At 71.5% G+C, this 12868-nt stretch carries 10 protein-coding genes; 4 read left to right on the top strand and 6 right to left on the bottom strand.

Annotated elements, in window-relative coordinates; translation table 11 throughout:
• Window position 1: 1 nt before the first annotated feature.
• Window positions 2-838 carry an ABC transporter permease subunit gene (locus tag FHS39_RS07875; RefSeq protein WP_184347682.1) on the top strand — a complete coding sequence of 279 codons (837 nt, stop codon included), beginning with the start codon at window positions 2-4 and terminating at the stop codon, window positions 836-838.
• A gap of 54 nt (window positions 839-892) precedes the next feature.
• Here FHS39_RS07875 and FHS39_RS07870 read toward each other — a convergent pair whose 3' ends face one another.
• From FHS39_RS07870 to FHS39_RS07855, 4 genes are all read right to left on the bottom strand, one after another.
• A complete protein-coding gene (locus tag FHS39_RS07870) occupies window positions 893-1924 on the bottom strand; it encodes a helix-turn-helix domain-containing protein (protein ID WP_184347680.1) in 1032 nt (343 codons plus the stop codon).
• A 486-nt stretch (window positions 1925-2410) separates the two neighbouring features.
• Window positions 2411-5125 carry a pyruvate, phosphate dikinase gene (ppdK, locus tag FHS39_RS07865; protein WP_184347678.1) on the bottom strand — a complete coding sequence of 905 codons (2715 nt, stop codon included), beginning with the start codon at window positions 5123-5125 and terminating at the stop codon, window positions 2411-2413.
• 396 nt (window positions 5126-5521) lie between these two features.
• Window positions 5522-6652, bottom strand: coding sequence for a tRNA dihydrouridine synthase DusB (gene dusB / locus FHS39_RS07860; RefSeq protein ID WP_184347676.1), 1131 nt, complete (start codon window positions 6650-6652; stop codon window positions 5522-5524).
• A 54-nt stretch (window positions 6653-6706) separates the two neighbouring features.
• Window positions 6707-7612 carry a helix-turn-helix transcriptional regulator gene (locus FHS39_RS07855; protein WP_246470055.1) on the bottom strand — a complete coding sequence of 302 codons (906 nt, stop codon included), beginning with the start codon at window positions 7610-7612 and terminating at the stop codon, window positions 6707-6709.
• Between the two features lie 158 nt (window positions 7613-7770).
• Between FHS39_RS07855 and FHS39_RS07850 the strand changes: the two genes are divergently transcribed.
• The 3 genes from FHS39_RS07850 to FHS39_RS07840 all read left to right on the top strand — a co-directional run bounded on the left by FHS39_RS07850 (window position 7771) and on the right by FHS39_RS07840 (window position 10968).
• Window positions 7771-9180, top strand: coding sequence for an MFS transporter (locus tag FHS39_RS07850; RefSeq protein ID WP_343069428.1), 1410 nt, complete (start codon window positions 7771-7773; stop codon window positions 9178-9180).
• Window positions 9181-9311: 131 nt separating this feature from the next.
• The gene (locus tag FHS39_RS07845) at window positions 9312-10316 is read left to right on the top strand and encodes an aldo/keto reductase (RefSeq protein WP_184348758.1); all 1005 of its coding nucleotides are present in this window, start codon (window positions 9312-9314) and stop codon (window positions 10314-10316) included.
• Between the two features lie 73 nt (window positions 10317-10389).
• Entirely contained in the window at window positions 10390-10968 is a 579-nt protein-coding gene (locus FHS39_RS07840) for a TetR/AcrR family transcriptional regulator (RefSeq protein WP_184347672.1), read from the top strand.
• A gap of 8 nt (window positions 10969-10976) precedes the next feature.
• On the opposite strand, the gene FHS39_RS07835 is transcribed toward FHS39_RS07840, so the two are convergent.
• Together FHS39_RS07835 and FHS39_RS07830 are read right to left on the bottom strand one after the other, a co-directional pair.
• Window positions 10977-11621 (bottom strand): response regulator, encoded by a 645-nt coding sequence (locus FHS39_RS07835; RefSeq protein ID WP_184347670.1) that lies wholly within the window; start codon window positions 11619-11621, stop codon window positions 10977-10979.
• On the bottom strand, window positions 11609-12868 hold the full coding sequence (locus FHS39_RS07830) for a sensor histidine kinase (RefSeq protein ID WP_184347668.1): 1260 nt from the start codon (window positions 12866-12868) through the stop codon (window positions 11609-11611). Before FHS39_RS07830 ends, FHS39_RS07835 begins: the two co-directional genes overlap by 13 nt.

The following is a 12868-nucleotide window of genomic DNA, read 5'->3' as shown; positions in this document are numbered from 1 at the left end:
CGTGGACGACGCTCTCGTGCGCGCCGGGCGCGCGCTGCGGCTGGTGCTGCTGACCGTGCTGGCCGCGCTGTTCCTCATCCCCTTCTACCTGCTCGTCCGCAACGGCCTGGCCACCGAGCGGGAGATCACCGCCCCCGGCTGGACCTTCTTCCCGCACCGGGCCCACTGGGCGAACGTGCGCGAGCTGTTCGCCGACCCGGACGTACCGATGGCGCACGCGCTGCTGAACTCCACGCTGATCGCCGTCGCGACGACGCTCGGCACGCTGCTGCTCGCCTCGCTCGCGGGGTACGGCCTGGCCCGCATCCCCTGCCGGCACGCGAACGCCGTCTTCTACGCGGTGCTGGGCACCCTGATGGTCCCGGCAGCGGTGACGTTCGTCCCCTCGTTCGTCCTCGTCTCCTCGCTCGGCTGGATCTCGACGCTGCGCGGGCTGATCGTGCCCACGCTCTTCAGCGCCTTCGCGTGCTTCGTCTTCCGCCAGTACTTCCTGGGCTTCCCCCGGGAGCTGGAGGACGCGGCGCAGGTCGACGGCCTGGGTTACTGGCGTACGTACTGGCGCGTGGTGGTCCCCAACTCCCGGCCGGTCTTCGCGGCGGTCGGCACGATCGTCTTCATCGGCGCCTGGAACGCCTTCCTGTGGCCGCTGGTCATCGGCCAGAGCCGCGACGCGTGGACGGTCCAGGTGGCCCTGTCGACGTTCACCACGGCCCAGGTCGTCAACATCCACGAGCTGTTCACCGCCGCGGCCGTCTCGATCGTCCCGCTGCTGGTGGTCTTCTTACTTTTGCAGCGCTACATCGTGGCGGGGGTGGAACGCTCGGGCATCGACGACTGACCGCGCCGGCGCGCGACCCGGCTGGGGGTCCGGGGGTCAGCCCCCGGGAGACCGCTACATCGTGGCGGGCGTCGAACGCTCCGGCATCGACGACTGAGCCCGGGCGCCGCGCTGCTGGCCGCGGTGGCCGCCGCGCAGCAGGGCGGCACCCAGGGGCGTGAGGGTGTGCATCACCGCGCTGCCGTTGCGCAGGGTCAGCACCAGGCCCGCCTCGCGCAGCACGCCCGCGTGCTGGCTGGCCGAGGCCGCCGACACGCCCACCCTGCGCGCCAGTTCGCTGGTGGTGCAGCCGCCGCCGATCGAGCCGAGGACCGCCGAGCGCGTGTGGCCGACGAGCTTGCCCAGCGAGCGGGGCGCGGCGGGGACCACGGGCGCAGTCTCCGACATGTGCCGGGCCGGATAGACCAGGACGGGCGTGAGCTCCGGGTTCTGCAGGGTCACCGGCGTGCGGCGGCAGAAGAAGGACGGCAGGAGCAGCAGACCGCGGCCGTCGAGGTGCAGATCGCGGTCGACGGGGTAGTCCACCTCCAGCACCGGTGCGTGCCAGCGCATCGTGGGCGGCAGCGAGGACAGCAGCGCGTCCGCGCCGCCGTCCAGCAGCGCCCGGCCGCGCACGGCCCGGTCCGCCTCGATCTGCGCCTGGATGTGGTCCCAGTACGGGGCGATGGCGGCCTGGTGGTAGGTGTGCAGGGCGCCGATCAGCTTGCCGAACGCCCGGGAGTCCCCCTCGGCCAGCGATCGTATCCAGGCGGGCAGGGTGCGGACGGTGGAGAGCTTGCTCAGTTCCTGGTGCACCCTCTCGGCCGGGGTGGCCCGCAGGGCCTGTATGCCGGACTCGAGTCCGAGTAAGCCTTCGGGCGGTGTCAGGAAGTCCGGGAAATATCCCCGGGAGGGAACGAGCGGCGCGAGAAGCCGCGTTTCACCATTCAACCGAGCGCGGGTTTCCGAGCGCCAATCTCCAAAGATCGACTCGCCTTGTTTGTCCCGGAGCCGGTGCAGGCTCAATACGGTTTCCCAGAGCGCGTCCGGGTCTCCGGCCAGGCGCAACCGGGCCAGATCGAGTCCAGTGAAATGGACACGCAGCACCAAACCCCCACATGAGACATCCGCAACCACCCCCCGCCCACTGAGTATGCACACCGATACGCGGTGTTACCACGCCCTTTTGGCCACAGTTGAAAGGACTCGCGGCGAACATCGCAGAAGCGAAATGCTATTCACGCACTCGGGGCCGCCCCCGCTCGTTCCCGTGGGGGGTGGCGAGCGAAAAAGCGGCCGCTGAGTATGCGAGTTGCCGCCCGAGCCGATGCGGGCGGCAACAACTCCCGGTGGGGGAGTAAAGAGGGGCGGCGCTCCCGCACGGGCGCCGCCCCTTCGCCATGCCGCGGGCCCCCTGATGACCAGGGGGTGCCGCCCACGTTACGCGCAGGTTAACCGGGGCTCCGCCCCAGGCCCCGCGCATGCGGAGGGAGCGGCCCCCCGCGGGGGGCCGCTCCCTCCTCTACCGGAGCCGCCAGGGTCTGAGGGTCGAGGTCATCCCAACTGCGGCTCCGGTGGTCAACCGGACTGCGCTCAGCGGCTGTCGCTGCCGGACGCCACGGCCGCCGCGCGGCCCGCCTCCAGCCGGGCGACCGGGATCCGGAACGGCGAGCAGGAGACGTAGTCCAGGCCCACCTCGTGGAAGAAGTGCACCGACTCCGGGTCACCGCCGTGCTCGCCGCAGACGCCGAGCTTGAGGTCGGGGCGCGTACGGCGCCCGGCCTCGGCCGCCGCCCGCACCAGCGAGCCGACGCCGTCCTTGTCGATGGTCTCGAACGGGCTGACCCCGAAGATCCCCTTCTCCAGGTACGCGGTGAAGAAGGACGCCTCGACGTCGTCGCGCGAGAAGCCCCACACGGTCTGGGTCAGGTCGTTGGTGCCGAAGGAGAAGAACTCGGCGGCCTCGGCGATCTGACCGGCCGTCAGCGCGGCCCGGGGCAGCTCGATCATCGTGCCGAGGGGCAGCTTGAGGTCGGCGCCGGTGGCGGCCTCGACGTCGGCGATGACGCGCTCGGCCTCCTCCCGCACGATCTCCAGCTCCTGCACCGTGCCCACCAGCGGGATCATGATCTCGGCGCGCGGGTCGCCCTTGGCCTCCAGGCGCTCGGCCGCGGCCTCGGCGATGGCCCGGACCTGCATGGCGAACAGGCCGGGGATGACCAGGCCGAGACGGACGCCACGCAGACCCAGCATCGGGTTCTGCTCGTGCAGCTTGTGCACGGCCTGCAGCAGGCGCAGGTCGTTCTCGTGCGCCTCCTGGCGGGCCTCGGCGAGCGCGACCCGCACCGACAGCTCGGTGATGTCGGGGAGGAACTCGTGCAGCGGCGGGTCGAGCAGGCGGACCGTGACCGGCAGCCCGTCCATCGCCTCGAACAGCTCCACGAAGTCGGCCTTCTGCAGCGGCAGCAGGGCCCCGAGCGCCTCGTCGCGCTCGGTCTCGGTGTCGGCCAGGATCAGCCGCTCGACCAGCTCGCGCCGCTCGCCGAGGAACATGTGCTCGGTGCGGCACAGGCCGATGCCCTGGGCGCCGAAGCGGCGGGCGCGGGAGGCGTCCTCGGCGTTGTCGGCGTTGGCCCGCACCCGCAGCCGGCGCATCCGGTCGGCGTAGGCCATGATCCGGTGCACGGCCTGGACCAGCTCGTCGGCGTCGTCGGCGCCCGCGTGCATCCGGCCCTCGAAGTACTCGACGACCGGCGACGGCACGACGGGCACCTCGCCGAGGTAGACCTTGCCGGAGGAGCCGTCGATGGAGACGACGTCGCCCTCCTCGATGACGACCCCGCCCGGGGCGGTCATCCGGCGCCGCTTGGTGTCGACCTCCAGCTCCTCCGCGCCGCAGACACAGGTCTTGCCCATGCCGCGGGCCACGACGGCCGCGTGCGAGGTCTTGCCGCCGCGCGAGGTCAGGATGCCCTCGGCGGCGATCATGCCGTTGAGGTCGTCGGGGTTGGTCTCGCGGCGGATGAGGATGACCTTCTCACCGGAGCGCGACCACTTCACGGCGGTGTACGAGTCGAAGACCGCCTTGCCGACCGCGGCGCCCGGCGAGGCGGCGATGCCCCGGCCCAGCAGCTCCGTGGTCGCCTTCTCGTCGAAGCGCGGGAACATCAGCTGCGCCAGCTGGGCACCGGTGACGCGCTGCAGCGCCTCGGCCTCGTCGATCAGGCCCTGGTCCACCAGCTGGGTGGCGATGCGGAAGGCCGCACCCGCGGTGCGCTTGCCCACCCGGGTCTGCAGCATCCACAGCTTGCCGCGCTCGATGGTGAACTCGATGTCGCACAGGTCGCGGTAGTGCGTCTCCAGCGTCTCCATGATCTGCATCAGCTGGTCGTACGACGTCTTGTCGATGCGCTCCAGCTCGGCGAGCTGCATGGTGTTGCGGATGCCCGCGACGACGTCCTCGCCCTGGGCGTTCTGCAGGTAGTCGCCGTAGACGCCCTGGTGGCCGCTGGCCGGGTCGCGGGTGAAGGCGACGCCTGTGCCGGAGTCGGGGCCCAGGTTGCCGAAGACCATCGAGCAGATGTTGACGGCCGTGCCGAGGTCGCCGGGGATGCGCTCCTGGCGGCGGTAGAGCTTGGCGCGCTCGCCGTTCCACGAGTCGAAGACCGCCCTTATGGCGAGGTCCATCTGCTCGCGGGGCGCCTGCGGGAACTCCCGGCCGGTCTCCTTGGAGACGATGGCCTTGAACTGCTCGACCAGTCGCTTGAGGTCGGCGGCGTCGAGGTCCACGTCGGTGGTGACGCCCTTGGCCTGCTTGGCCTCCTCCAGCGCCTCCTCGAAGAGGTCGCCGTCGACGCCCAGCACGGTCTTGCCGAACATCTGGATGAGGCGGCGGTAGGAGTCCCAGGCGAACCGCTCGTCGCCGGCCTGGGCCACGAGCCCGACCACGGACTCGTCGGAGAGCCCGATGTTCAGGACGGTGTCCATCATGCCGGGCATGGAGAACTTGGCGCCGGAGCGGACGGAGACCAGCAGCGGATTGTCGGCCTGCCCGAGCTTCTTGCCCATGCGCTCCTCGAGCGCCTGGAGGTGGGCGGTGACCTCGTCGCGCATCTGCGGCGGCTCCGCGCCCCCGTCGAGGTAGACCTTGCACGCCTCGGTGGTGATGGTGAAGCCCGGAGGGACGGGCAGACCGAGGTTGGTCATCTCGGCGAGGTTGGCACCCTTCCCGCCGAGCAGGTCCTTGAGGTCCTTGTTGCCTTCGGTGAAGTCGTAGACGAACTTCTGGCGATCTTCGGTTACCGGCACGGGGACTCGACTCCTCACTGGGCCTCCCGGACGCAGATGAGGGAGGTGGGCTGCCCTGACGGCGGGGAGCGTACCCAGATCGAAGGCTGTTGAGGAGGTCCACTCCGCCGTCCTGGGGGCGTAACCACCCGTCCGCCAGCAGATCTAAAGTCGAGTGCTCATTTGAGGGACGACCCCGCAATCTTCATGTCTTGAAGACAGTGTGACGGAGTGCTTTGGAGACATCGCGGTGCGTCGATGAATGTCCGGAAAATGCCACCGTCTGACGTCAACCAGTGAACCCAATAGGGGTGGCACGCAGTGCCACCCCTTGGGAAGGTGCAGCCTCATTTTCGGCGCTCATGTGAGCAGAGCCCCGATCAGAGGTGGCGAGAATCACGCCCTGTCGAGAGCCGTTCAGCCGCCGGAAGTGTCAAGTTCAGCGTCCGCACTCACCGCGGCGCAGTCGTACGGATCGTCGAGCCAGCCGTCCGGAAGCACCACGCGATTGCGCCCGGAGGTGCGCCCGCGCGGCCCGTCCGCACCGATAGGCCAGGGCTGATCCAGGTCGAGCTCGCTCAGAAGAGCGTCCAGTTCGTCCAGAGATGAGGTGATTGCCAGCTTCTTTCGCAGCTCCGAGCCGATCGAAAAGCCCTTGGTGTACCAGGCGACGTGCTTGCGGAAGTCGATGACGCCGCGTTCCTCGTTCTCCAGCCACTGGCCCAGCAGCTCTGCGTGGCGCACCATCACCCTGGCCACCTCGCGCAGGGTGGGCTGCGCGTACGTGCCCTCGCCGCCCTCCTCGAAGGCGGCGACCAAGTCGCCGAAGAGCCAGGGCCGGCCGAGGCAGCCGCGGCCGACCACCACGCCGTCGCAGCCGGTCTCGCGCATCATCCGCACCGCGTCCTCGGCCGACCAGATGTCGCCGTTTCCGAGCACGGGGATCTCGGGGACGGTCTCCTTCAGGCGGGCGATGGCGTCCCAGTCGGCGGTGCCGCCGTAGTGCTGGGCGGCCGTGCGGCCGTGCAGGGCGATGGCGGTGACGCCCTCCTCGACGGCGATCCGCCCGGCGTCGAGGTAGGTGATGTGGTCGTCGTCGATGCCCTTGCGCATCTTCATGGTCACCGGGAGCGCCCCGGCGTTGCCCACGGCCTCGCGCAGGATGGAGCGCAGCAGGTTGCGCTTGTAGGGCAGGGCCGAGCCGCCGCCCTTGCGGGTGACCTTGGGGACGGGGCAGCCGAAGTTGAGGTCGATGTGGTCGGCCAGGTCCTCGTCCACGATCATGCGGACGGCCTTGCCGACGGTGACCGGGTCGACGCCGTAGAGCTGGATGGAGCGGGGCTTCTCGGTCCCGTCGAAGTGGATCAGCCGCATGGTCTTGGCGTCCCGCTCGACGAGCGCACGCGTGGTGATCATCTCGCTGACGAAGAGGCCCTTGCCGCCCGAGAACTCGCGGCACAGCGTGCGGAACGGGGCGTTGGTGATCCCGGCCATCGGGGCCAGGACCACCGGCGGCTGCACGGAGTGCGGACCGATCTGGAGCGTCATGGAGGGAGCTTCCTCGAAGTCATGCGGACGGTTGGGCTGACCGTCCATTGTCCCTCATCCGGCGCAGTCGTCCCCGGGGCCCGGCCGGTCGCCGGCGCTCACCTGGGCGTGCAGCCGGCGCAGCGCCCGGTCGGACTCCGCATCGGCGGGGGTGAAGGTGATCAGGCGGGTGCCGGGGGTGGGGCCGGTCCACAGGCTGGTGTGGTCCAGGCGCATCAGGCCCGCCCGGGGGACGTTCAGGATCGCCGCCTTATGGACGTCGACGGAGACGACCTCGTGCTCCGCCCACAGCCGCCGGAACTCCTCCGAGGCGTCGAGCAGCCGCCTGAGCAGGCACTTCCAGGCGGGTTCGGCGATGTGCTCGGCCATCGAGGAGCGGAACTTGGCGGCCATGGCACGCCGGGCCTCCTCGCCGTTGACGGCCGCGGCACGCCACTCGGGGCTGACGAAGTGCAGCCAGAGGCAGTTGCGCTCCTCCGGCGGCAGGGCGTCGAGGTCGCACATCAGACGGCCGTACATGCGGTTGTGGGCGAGGATGTCGTAGCGCGCGTTCTGCAGGCAGGCGGGCAGCGGCTCCAGCGCGTCGAGCATCCGGCGCAGCGCCGGTGTGACGGCGGTGCTGTCCGTGCCGGGCAGCGGGTCGACGACGCCCGCCAGGGCGAAGAGGTGGGAGCGCTCGCCGCGGTCGAGCATCAGGGCGCGGGCCACGGCGTCCAGGACCTGCGCGGAGACCTGGATCTCGCGCGCCTGCTCCAGCCACGTGTACCAGGTGACGCCCACGGCGGCGAGCTGGGCGACCTCCTCGCGGCGCAGGCCCGGCGTGCGCCGGCGGGGGCCGCGCGGCAGGCCCGCCTGCTCGGGGCTGATGCGCTCGCGGCGGGAGCGGAGGAAGGCGGCCAGTGCTCTGCGCCGTACGTCGTCCGCCGTACGGCCGGCTACGGCGGGAGGGGTGAGCGTCATCATCGTCATGACTCCAGGGTGCTGGTCACGGCAGCCTGTTGCCAGGTAGCGCCAGTACCAGGATAAGGAGACTCTGGTACCAGGCTGCGGGCACCGCCATCGTCGTATCCGTGAGTGAACCGCGTATAGCCAGTCCGGCCTCTGCCCCTACGACCCCCGTGCCCGCCCCCTCCCCCGAGTCCGCCTCACCCGGGCTGCGCCCCCTGGGGCTGGCGACGGTGCTGCTCGGTGCGGCGCTGCCGTTCCTGGACTTCTTCATCGTCAACGTCGCCCTGCCGACGATCGACCGGGACCTGCACGCCGGACCGGCGCTGCTGGAGATGGTGGTCGGCGGCTACGGCATCGCCTACGCGGTGCTGCTGGTGCTCGGCGGCCGGCTGGGCGACATGGTCGGCCGCAGGCGGCTGTTCCTGTGGGGCACCGCGGCCTTCGGCGTGACGTCCGTGGCCTGTGGTCTGGCGCCGGACGCGTGGACGCTGGTGGTGGCGCGGGTCGCGCAGGGCGCGGCGTCGGCGCTGATGCTGCCGCAGGTGCTGGCGACGATCCAGGCCACGACCAGCGGTGCGCAGCGGACGAAGGCGCTGAGCCTGTACAGCGGTACGGCCGGGGTGGTGAGCGCGGTCGGGCAGGTGCTCGGCGGGGTGCTGGTCTCGGCCGATCTCGCGGGGACCGGCTGGCGGTCCATCTTCCTGATCAACGCGCCGATCGCGGCAGCGGCTCTGCTGCTCGCGGTGCGCGCGGTGCCGGAGACGCGCTCGGAGCGCCCGGCGGGCGTGGACGGCTGGGGCACGGCCCTGCTGTCTCTCTCGCTGGTGTCGCTGCTGGTGCCGCTGACGGAGGGCCGGGCCGCGGGGTGGCCGCTGTGGTCGTGGGTGCTGCTGGCGCTCTTCCCGGTCGCGGCGGTGGCGTTCGTCGTGGTGGAGCGGCGGCTGGAGCGGGCGGGCCGGGTGCCGCTGGTGCCGCCGTCGCTGCTGCGGGTGCACGCGGTGCGCAGCGGGCTGACGCTGATCATGCCGTTCTCCATCGGCTGGGGCGGCTTCATGTTCGTCCTGGCGGTGGCGTTGCAGGAAGGCCTGCGGATGGGGCCGTCGGCGGCGGGGCTGACGCTGGTGCCGATGTGCGTGACGTTCCTGATCGGCTCGCTGGCCGGGCCCCGGCTGGCCTCGCGGTACGGGCGGCGGCTGGCGACGGCCGGGGCGCTGGTGCAGGCGGCCGGTCTGGCCATAGTGGCGGCGACCTTCTGGTTCGGCTGGCACGGGCTGGGGGTCCTGGGGCTGGCGCCGGGGCTGGCCGTGCAGGGGCTGGGGCAGGGGCTGCTGATGCCGCTGACGATCCGGCTGGTGCTGAGCGAGGTGCCGGTGGACCGGGCGGGGGTGGGCAGCGGGGTGCTGGTGACCACGCAGCAGGCGTTCATGGCGCTGGGCGTGGCCACGCTCGGGTCGCTGTTCCTGTCGCTGACGCCGGGCTCGGGGATGCGGGAGGCGCTGATGATCACGCTGGCGGTGCAGTTGGTTGCGGTGGCCGTGACGGTGCTGCTGACGCTGCGGCTGCCGCGGACGGTGCGCTGAGGGGGCTTGAGGCCGGGGGTCGACGCACAAGGAATGACGTACATGGAATGACAGATATTGAAATCTGTCATTCCATGTGTCACTCTACTTGAGCACCCCTCCCCCCTCTGATCTCTGATGTGGAGTTCCCCGTGCTGCACCGCACCCTCGGCACCACCGGCCCCCAGGTCTCCGCCCTCGGCCTCGGCTGCATGGGCATGTCCGCCCTCTACGGCGACACCGACCGCGCCGAGTCGATCGCCACCGTTCACGCCGCCCTCGACGCGGGCGTCACCCTGCTGGACACCGGCGACTTCTACGCCATGGGCCACAACGAGATGCTCATCGGCGAAGCCCTGCGCAGCGCCCCCGCCAAGGCCCGGGAGCAGGCGCTGACCAGCGTCAAGTTCGGCGCCCTGCGCGGCCCGGACGGCGCATGGCTGGGCTACGACGGCCGCCCGGCCGCGGTGAAGAGCTTCGCCGCATACTCGCTCCAGCGGCTGGGCACCGACCACATCGACGTCTACCGCATCGCCCGCGTCGACCCCGACGTGCCGATCGAGGAGACGGTGGGCGCCATCGCCGAGCTCGTCGAGGCCGGATACGTGCGCCACATCGGCCTGTCCGAGGCAGGCGCCGACACCATCCGCCGGGCCGCCTCGGTGGCCCCGATCGCCGACCTCCAGATCGAGTACAGCCTGATCTCCCGCGGCATCGAGGACCGGATCCTGCCCGTCTGCCGCGAACTGGGCATCGGCGTCACCGCGTACGGAGTGCTCTCGCGCGGCCTGATCAGCGGCCACTTCGCCCGCGACCGGAAGCTGGCGGCCAATGACTTCCGCGGCATGAGCCCGCGCTTCCAGGGCGAGAACCTGCAGCGCAACCTGGACCTGGTGGAGGCGCTGCGCAAGGTCGCCGAGGAGCGGGGCGTCAGCGTCGCCCAGGCCGCGATCGCCTGGGTCCTCTCGCGCGGCGAGGACATCGTCCCGCTGGTGGGCGCCCGTACCCGCGAGCGCCTGACGGAGGCGCTGGGCGCCCTGGACGTCACCCTCTCCGAGGCCGATCTGGCCGCCATCGAGGCGGCGGTCCCGGCGGACGCGGCGGCGGGCGACCGCTACCCGGCGGAGCAGATGGCCCACCTCGACAGCGAGCACTGACCGAGGGCGCGGGCCGGGTACGGTCATATAAGGCGCCCGAACCCGCGCCCCACCGAAAGGACGCCGCACCCCCATGGCCGACCCGCTGACCCCCGCCCGCATCCTCGAAGCCACCGAGGACGTCCTGCGCCGCTACGGCCCCGCCAAGGCCACGGTGGTCGACGTGGCGCGGGCGCTGGGCGTCAGTCACGGCAGCGTCTACCGGCACTTCGGCAGCAAGTCCGCCCTGCGGGAGGCGGTCACGGACCGCTGGCTGGACCAGTCGCACGCCGAACTCTCCGCCGTCGCCGACGCGGAGGGCCCGGCCGGGCCCCGGCTGCGCCAGTGGCTCACCACGCTGTTCGCCGCGAAGCGGCGCAAGGCGGGCGGCGACCCGGAGCTGTTCGCGACGTACATGGTCCTGGCCGGCGAGAACAGCGGGACGGTCGAGCGGCACATCGGGATCATGATCGGGCAGCTCGCCCGGATCGTGGAAGCCGGTGTCGCCCAGGGCGAGTTCACCGCCGTGGACGCCGCCGCGACGGCCCGCGCCGTCTGGGACGCCACGAGCCGCTTCCACGACCCGGCGTACGTGACGGAGTGGGACCGGCCGGGCATCGACGAGGCGTTCGGGACGGTCTGCGATCTGGTGCTGCGCGGGCTGCGGGCGTAATCCCGCCCTCACCCCACGCCGAGGAACCGCAGCACCGCCAGCACCCGCCGGTGGTCCGCGTCCGCCTTCGGCAGGTCCAGCTTCGCCAGGATGCTGTTGATGTGCTTGGCGACGGCGCTCTCGCTGACGACCAGTTGCTCCGCGATGCCCGCGTTGGAGCGGCCCTCCGCCATGGAGGCCAGGACCTCGCGCTCCCGGGCCGTCAGCCGGTCCAGCGGGTCGCTGTGGCGGCGGGTCAGGAGCTGGGCGACGACCTGGGGGTCCAGAGCCGTGCCGCCCGCCGCCACGCGGTGCAGGACCTCGATGAACTCCGCGACGTCCGCGACCCGTTGCTTGAGCAGGTAGCCGACCCCGCTCGTGTTGCCGGACAGCAGGTCGGCGGCGTACCGCTCCTCCACGTACTGGGAGAGCAGCAGCACCGCCAGGTCCGGCCACCGGCTGCGGATGGCGAGGGCCGCGCGGACGCCCTCGTCCGTGAAGCCCGGCGGCATCCGCACGTCGCACACCGTGAGGTCCGGCCGGTGCTCCTCGACCGCCGCCAACAGGGCTTCCGCGTCACCCACTTCCGCGACCACCTCGAAACCGGCCGTTTCCAGGACCCTCACCAGGCCCACTCTGAGCAGGACGGAATCCTCGGCGATCACAGCGCGCACGGCAGCTCCACGGTCACGACGGTCGGGCCCCCCACGGGGCTGCTGACGGAGAAGGTGCCGTCGACCGACGCGACGCGCTTGGCGAGTCCCGCCAGCCCGGTGCCGCCGGAAGGGTCGGCACCGCCCACGCCGTCGTCGGAGACGACCACCAGCAGTATCCCCCCGAACCTTTCGACGGCGACATCCGCCCTGGACGCCTGCGCGTGCTTGACCACGTTGGCGAGGGCCTCGGAGACCACGAAGTAGGCGACGGCCTCGATCGCGGCCGAGGGCCTGGACTGCAGATCCACCCTGACCCGCACCGGGATCGGCGTCCGTTCCGCGATGCCGGACAGGGCCGCGTCCAGGCCGCGGTCCTCCAGGACGGCCGGGTGCAGGCCGCGTACGAGGTTGCCGAGCTCGGTGATGGCTTCCTTCGCCTCGCGGTGGGCCTCGTCGATGACCTTGCGCGCGTCGTCGGGGAGGTCGGTCAGCGTGACCTTCGCCAGCCCCAGGTTCACGGCCATGGACACCAGCCGCTGCTGGGCGCCGTCGTGCAGGTCGCGCTCGATCCGCCGCCGCTCGGCGTCGGCGGCGTCCACCATGCCCGCCCGGCTCTCGGTGACCTCCTCGACGCGGCGCGCCAACTGCTCGGCACGGCTGGGGCCGAGGCGGGTCATCGCGGCGCGGGTGTCGAGCCGGGCGAGCGCGTTGGAGAGCCACGCGGACCCGTAGATCCCGGCCAGCCCGGCGGCGGTGACGTACGCGGCCTGGGTCGCGGTGCCGAGCACGTCCGGCCGGTACGGGAACGGCACCACCCACATCCAGAGGTAGATACCGAACGCCGCGATGGACACCGCCCACACGAGCAGGGTGATCACACCGGCCAGCGCGATCAGCGGCCCGGCCACCAGGTGGTACGCGACCTGCCGCCAGGCCGGCTCCGAGCGCAGCCACTGCAGGGCCCGCTCCCGGCGCGATGCGCCCTCCACGGCAAACGGCCTGGGTATGTCCACCCCGAGCCGGCCGCGGAAACGCGCCCGCTGCACGGCGGTCAGCAAGGGTGTGGCGCCGATCAGGACGCCCAGCGGCACGAACACCGCCAGGAGCACGCTGAGCACCTCCGTCGGCCCACCGGGCAGCCACGGCAGGGCGAGAACGAGCAGCGGAGCAAGCTGCACCAGGCCACCGGCGACGAGGAAGGCGACGGACCGACCGGTGTTCTCGAAGGGGCGCAGCAGCGGCCGCAAGGCAGTGGTGATGTGCAT

The sequence above is a fragment of the Streptomyces olivoverticillatus genome, from assembly GCF_014203555.1.
In the GTDB taxonomy this organism is placed as follows: domain Bacteria; phylum Actinomycetota; class Actinomycetes; order Streptomycetales; family Streptomycetaceae; genus Streptomyces; species Streptomyces olivoverticillatus.
The sequence above is the reverse complement of the archived record's forward strand: the minus strand, read 5'-3'. Positions and strand labels throughout refer to the sequence as shown.

Coding starts and splice junctions, on each gene's coding strand:
- dusB (WP_184347676.1), bottom strand. CDS start 6,652: ATGACGCTCCAGATCGGTCCGCACTCCGTGCAGCCGCCGGTGGTCCTG.
- FHS39_RS07855 (WP_246470055.1), bottom strand. CDS start 7,612: ATGACGCTCACCCCTCCCGCCGTAGCCGGCCGTACGGCGGACGACGTA.
- FHS39_RS07840 (WP_184347672.1), top strand. CDS start 10,390: ATGGCCGACCCGCTGACCCCCGCCCGCATCCTCGAAGCCACCGAGGAC.
- FHS39_RS07830 (WP_184347668.1), bottom strand. CDS start 12,868: ATGCACATCACCACTGCCTTGCGGCCGCTGCTGCGCCCCTTCGAGAAC.